The organism is Mycobacterium simiae (assembly GCF_008370645.1).
Taxonomy (GTDB): Bacteria; Actinomycetota; Actinomycetes; order Mycobacteriales; family Mycobacteriaceae; genus Mycobacterium; species Mycobacterium simiae_A.
Window position 1 is genome coordinate 1 of the sequence record NZ_VTZN01000250.1, and the last position, 5,257, is coordinate 5,257.

5 protein-coding genes are annotated in these 5,257 nt (G+C 67.0%); 1 reads left to right on the forward strand and 4 read right to left on the reverse strand.

Features of this window, described 5'->3' with window-relative positions; all coding sequences use genetic code 11:
• The 3 genes from F0Q45_RS24035 to F0Q45_RS24045 all read right to left on the reverse strand — a co-directional run.
• Positions 1-1,672, reverse strand: a 1,672-nt coding sequence (locus F0Q45_RS24035; RefSeq protein WP_262491150.1) for a heavy metal translocating P-type ATPase, incomplete at its 3' end; no start/stop codon positions are given.
• Positions 1,673-1,808: 136 nt separating this feature from the next.
• Positions 1,809-2,015 carry a heavy-metal-associated domain-containing protein gene (locus F0Q45_RS24040; protein WP_149656285.1) on the reverse strand — a complete coding sequence of 69 codons (207 nt, stop codon included), beginning with the start codon at positions 2,013-2,015 and terminating at the stop codon, positions 1,809-1,811.
• Positions 1,948-2,322, reverse strand: coding sequence for an LOG family protein (locus F0Q45_RS24045; protein ID WP_149656286.1), 375 nt, complete (start codon positions 2,320-2,322; stop codon positions 1,948-1,950). The genes F0Q45_RS24040 and F0Q45_RS24045 overlap by 68 nt, the downstream gene beginning before the upstream one ends.
• Positions 2,323-2,518: 196 nt before the next feature.
• Here F0Q45_RS24045 and F0Q45_RS24050 point away from each other — a divergent pair, with 196 nt between their 5' ends.
• The gene (locus F0Q45_RS24050; protein ID WP_149656287.1) at positions 2,519-3,427 is read left to right on the forward strand and encodes a sterol desaturase family protein; all 909 of its coding nucleotides are present in this window, start codon (positions 2,519-2,521) and stop codon (positions 3,425-3,427) included.
• Positions 3,428-3,972: 545 nt separating this feature from the next.
• Here the strand turns inward: F0Q45_RS24050 and F0Q45_RS24055 are convergent.
• Positions 3,973-5,257, reverse strand: a 1,285-nt coding sequence (locus tag F0Q45_RS24055) for a PPE family protein (RefSeq protein WP_149656288.1), incomplete at its 5' end; no start/stop codon positions are given.

A 5,257-nucleotide genomic window follows, 5' to 3' on the forward strand; every position in this document is an offset into this window, starting at 1 on the left:
TGGGTCTGACCGCGTCCGCGACCACCAACACCGCGCGCACCGTGCCGTTCCAGGCGACGGCGACCGCCGTCTTGCCCTCCGACTCGGCCTGCCGCATCGAATCAGCGAGCCGGCCCGGTAGGTGTCGGAACCCCTGGCCCTGAAGACGGGTGCGGCCCACCACCACTTCGTGGCCGTCAACCACGCCTCGGACGCCCATTCCCTGCAGATTGCGGAAATCCTCGGCCGCCGGGAGTTCACCGACCCGGTCACGGGCCGCACGGGTGATCGCCGCGGCGATGGGGTGCTCGGAGGCAGCCTCGAGTGCACCGGCCAGCCGCAGTACCTGATCGGGCCGTTCGCCGTCGACGGCGACCACATCGAGCAGCGTCATCGCGCCGGTGGTCACCGTGCCAGTCTTGTCGAAAACGATGGTGTCGAGGCGTCGGGTCGATTCCAGCACCTCGGGACCTTTGATCAGGATGCCGAGCTGGGCGCCGCGGCCGGTGCCGACCATCAGCGCGGTCGGCGTGGCCAGCCCCAGTGCGCAGGGGCAGGCGATAATCAACACCGCCACGGCGGCGGTGAAGGCCGCTGCAGCCGATGCGCCGGCGGCCAGCCAGAATCCCAGTGTCGCCAGCGACAGGACGATGACGATGGGCACGAACACAGCCGAGATTTTATCGGCCAGCCGCTGCGCCCTGGCCTTTCCGGCTTGCGCCTCCTCCACGAGCCTGGCCATCTGGGACAGTTGCGTGGCGGCTCCAATCCGCTGGGCGCGTACGACTATTCGGCCGCCGACGTTGACGGTCGCGCCGATCACACGGTCATCAGGGTGGACCTCGACCGGGACAGACTCACCGGTCAGTAACGAGGCGTCCACCGCTGTAGCGCCCTCGACGACGACGCCGTCGGTGGCGATCTGCTCGCCCGGCCGGACCACGAACTCGTCCCCGACCGCGAGTTCGTCGATGGGAATGCGGTGCTCGACCCCGTCGCGGCGCACTGCGACATCCTTGGCGCCGAGCTCCAGCAGGGTACGCAGCGCGGCGCCGGCTCGGCGCTTGGAGCGTGCCTCGAAAAATCGGCCCGCCAGGATGAAAGTGGTAACTGCGGTGGCCGCCTCCAGATAAATGTTGTTGGTGCCCTCGCTGCGGGTCATCGTGAACTCAAACCCATGACTCATGCCGGGCATCCCTGCGGTGCCCCAGGCCAGCGCGTAAAGGGACCAGCCGAACGCGGCGGCCGTTCCCATCGACACCAGCGTGTCCATGGTGGCCGTGGCGTGCCGCAGGTTGGTCCATGCGGCTCGATGGAACGGCCAACCGCCCCACACCACCACCGGGGCGGCCAGCATCAGTGAGAGCCATTGCCAATGGGTGAACTGAAGGGGGGGAATCATGGCCATCGCGACCACCGGCGCGGTCAGTATCAGCGAAACACCGAACCGCTGCCGCAGCGATGCGGTGGGGTCTGGGTCAGCCAGTCCCTCGCCTTCGGCGGCGTCGGCAGTGCGCTGGGCCAGTTTCGCCGTGTAGCCGGCCTCTTCGATGGCGAACACGAGCTGATCTGGCGTCACGTCGCCCGTATAGTCGACGCTGGCTTTTTCCGTCCCGTAGTTGACTGCCGCGGTGACGTCGGCAAGCTTGTTGAGCTTCCTCTCGATCCGGGCCGCGCACGCCGCGCACGTCATACCGTCAATCACGAGCTCGACGTGGCCGTTCGGCGCGACGACGGGATTCACCATGGTCTCCTTTCCATGCCCGGCAGCCGCCCGGGCTATGAATCGTGGTGCGGGGGACGCTCTGCTGGCGGTTGGGGTTGTCCGTTTAGCTGGCCAGCCGGTAGCCGGCCTCTTCGACGGCGCTCTTGATCGCGTTGTCGTCCACCGGGCCGTCGGTTTCGAGGGTGACCGCGCCGCTGGGCAGATCGACGTCGACCGCGGTGACGCCGGGGATGCGCCCGACCTCATCGCGCACCGAGGACGCGCAATGCCCGCAGCTCATGCCGGCGACTGTGATAGTGACGGTGCTCAATGCCGCTTCCTTTCTCATCGATGCCTGACCCACCCCGACCTAACCGGCAGGATACCCCTATAGGGTATCTTCTGCAAATGGTCACGTCTCCCCTGAGTTTGACGTCATCGGTCGGAACCATTTCCGGCGCGAGTAGCCGCTCACCGATCCATAGCTGCAATCCGCGCCGGTGATGCGGACCGGCAAGCACCACCGGGAAGCGGCGGGTCTTCTCGGCCTGTATGAGCCTGAGCGCCTCGAAGAGTTCGTTGAGCGTTCCGAATCCGCCCGGAAACGCCACGCCTGCCTGCGCGTAGCGGATGAACATCAGCACTGATCACGAGCGGACCCGCGACGCCAGTCGCGACGCCGTCCCCGGCCCGGGCCGCGCCTCGGCCGAACTCGTATCCGTGGGAGTAGCGCGGGCTGGTGGTGTTGTGGCTGATGCCGAATGAGCTGATCGTCGATGATGTGTAGCCGAAACGTTCAAGCAGTCAGGCCGGCGTCGCGGCGACGCTGGAGCCATGACCACCCACCCCAGAAGCGCCACACCAAAAACATTGGGGGCGGCTGCGATCCGCTACGGCTACGCACCTTTCATGCTGATTGGGCTCAACGGCGCCGCCATCGCCCTTGCCGCCTACCGAGCCCCGAACTACCTGCTGCTGCTGGTCTTAGCGGTGGCGGTCGCGGCGTCGTTTGCCGTCGAGCGGCTGATCCCCTACGACGCGTCGTGGAACCACGATCAGGCCGACAGCCGACGCGACCGCGTCCACGCCACCGTCAACGAAACTCTGCTGGTGTTCAGCGTCGCCGCGATTCCATTGCTGGCCGCAGCAGTTCCACCCGCCCGAATATGGCCCCGCCACTGGCCTTTCGTCGTGCAGGTGCTGATCGCGATCCTGGCAGCAGACCTGGGCATCACCCTGGTGCACCTGGCCAGCCACAAAATCGGGCTGCTGTGGCGCTTTCACGCGGTGCACCACAGCGTGACCCGCTGCTACGGGCTCAACGGGCTGATGAAACACCCGCTGCATCAAAGCATCGAAATGACCGCCGGCGTCGGCCCGCTGATCATGGCTGGGTTGCCGGTCCACGTGGCCGCCGCGCTGGCCACCGCCACCGCCATCCAACTGCTCCTGCAGCATTCCAACGCCGACTATCGGGTCGGCCCTGCCAAGTACCTGCTGGCCCTCAACGAAGGGCACCGCTTCCACCACCTCAAATGGGCCGGTGTCGGCGACGTCAACTTCGGGCTGTTCACCCTGATCTGGGACCATCTGCTGCGCACCTTCTCCTACGACCCGAATCACCGGTTCAGCAGCGACCAGCTCGGCATGGCGGCCAAACCCCACTACCCCCGCCGCTACCTGGCCCAGCTCGCCTACCCGTTCACCACGGCCGGAGGATGCGACCTCACAACACCCGAGTAGTGCAACGGCCTTGCCACTCACGGGGCGTGGCGGGCCGGGGCTGATCGGCGACGGTACGGCTCGTCCGCCGGCGCAGGTGCCGCCCAGCCTTCGCGCTACCGACGCCGGTCCGGGCAGCCGCGACCGGCACCCTCGTGTCACCCTGACTCGCTGTGGGCCGTGTCAGGCCGAGCAACCTCACCGCCTGCACGGCCGTGTTCGATCGACTCGGGCGCCGGTGGTCACGGTGACCGGGTCGACCCGGTCGCGCGGGCGCGTCTGCACGACCCCCACACTGGCCGACGTAGGGCCGGTGCGCTCGCCTCACCTGCCGCTTCTGCCCCACCGCATGGGCACAGCAGCTCACGGCCGGCCAACTGTTTTCGCGACGACGACACAGCATTCGGCTACCGCGTGCCGCCGCGACAGAGCCCACGACGGGCCTGACGACCACCCGGTGTGTGCGCTGCCCATCAAGACTCTGTGCTTGTCGAGGCGCTGACCTGAACAACTCACCCGGGCGAAAGATGACCAAAGCTTTACCGTCGCCGTCACTACGCCTGGACTCAGGAAGCGCCGGGTTCTTCCGGGTTCCACGTTGCCGGGATCATCGGCAGCCTTGGGCCGCTGCCGAACTCGTCCTCGGCCAGCGTGGTCAAGCCCGCCGCCGCGGCGCCCGGGTGCTTATTCACGGCGCCCGCAAACCCCAGATGTCCGGCGCCTCGATCCGATGAATCAGTCGACGGCGTCGCCTCGCTACGCGGCGGTACGGCCCAGTCGGGGTCGACATCGATATTCATGTCGAGGAACTCATCGCCGTGGTCGTGTAGCCCGGTGCGTCGACGTCGTCGCGATCGCGCACCAGTGGCCGCGCCGGCTGCTGCTGCGGCAGAATCGGGCTGCGGCGCCTTCTTTTTGGCACCGGCGCTCGCACTGCTGCTCATGCCGGACCCGAAGCCTGCGCCAGGGCCGCCGCCTACCAGGAACGGGTAGCCGAAGCTTGCGGCGGCCGGAGCCGGTGGCGGCGTCGTCGGCCCAGCGCTGGCGACCGTGCTCGTCGCGGCGGGCGCGGGCGCGGGAGCCGGCGCACTGGGCGCGACCGTGACGACTCCCGGGGCCATCCCCGCGATTGGCATTGGCCCTGCAGAGGCGACAGGCGGCGTCACGGCAGCGGGGATGGCTGCAGGCTGGATAGCCGCCAAGCCGGAAAGCCCCGTCAAGCCCGTGGCGGCGCCCAAATTGGATGCAGCAGCGCCGAATGGGACCGCCAGTAGCAGCGGAGACTGGTTCAGCGCTTGAAGGAGCTGCGGTATGTGCTCGGGGTAGTCGAAGAGGATGAGATCGAAGTAGGACTGGAAAGCTTCCTCTGGATTCGTAAACAGTTCCTGGACGAATGTTTCGAAATCCTTGGGGAATTCGATGCCACGAACAACCCACCAGTTTGGGTCGGCGGCATTTGTGTACTCTTCGAAGGGGATTCCATTGAGGGTGCCTTCGTTGATATTCCAATCCAAGCGGCCACCGGAGACGATGCGCAAGAATTCCGCTACGACGTAGTCGATGAGGGTGGGCGATCCGCCGTGCGCATCCTCCTCTGCAGGCTCGGCCTCTGCGGTTGCCTGCAGGATCTGCGGTGCGGGGTCGGTCTGCGGTGTCGACGCCAGCTCCGCCTCCGATGTCGCTTGATATGTCGCCATGGTGGTGGCCGCCTGGATCCACATCCGGACATAGTCGGCCTCGTTGAGCGCGATCGGGATGGTGTTGATCCCGAAGAAGTTCGTCGCCACCAACGTCGCGTGGATGACGTGGTTAGCGGCCAACTCGGGCAGCGTCGGCATCGCCGCCAGCGCC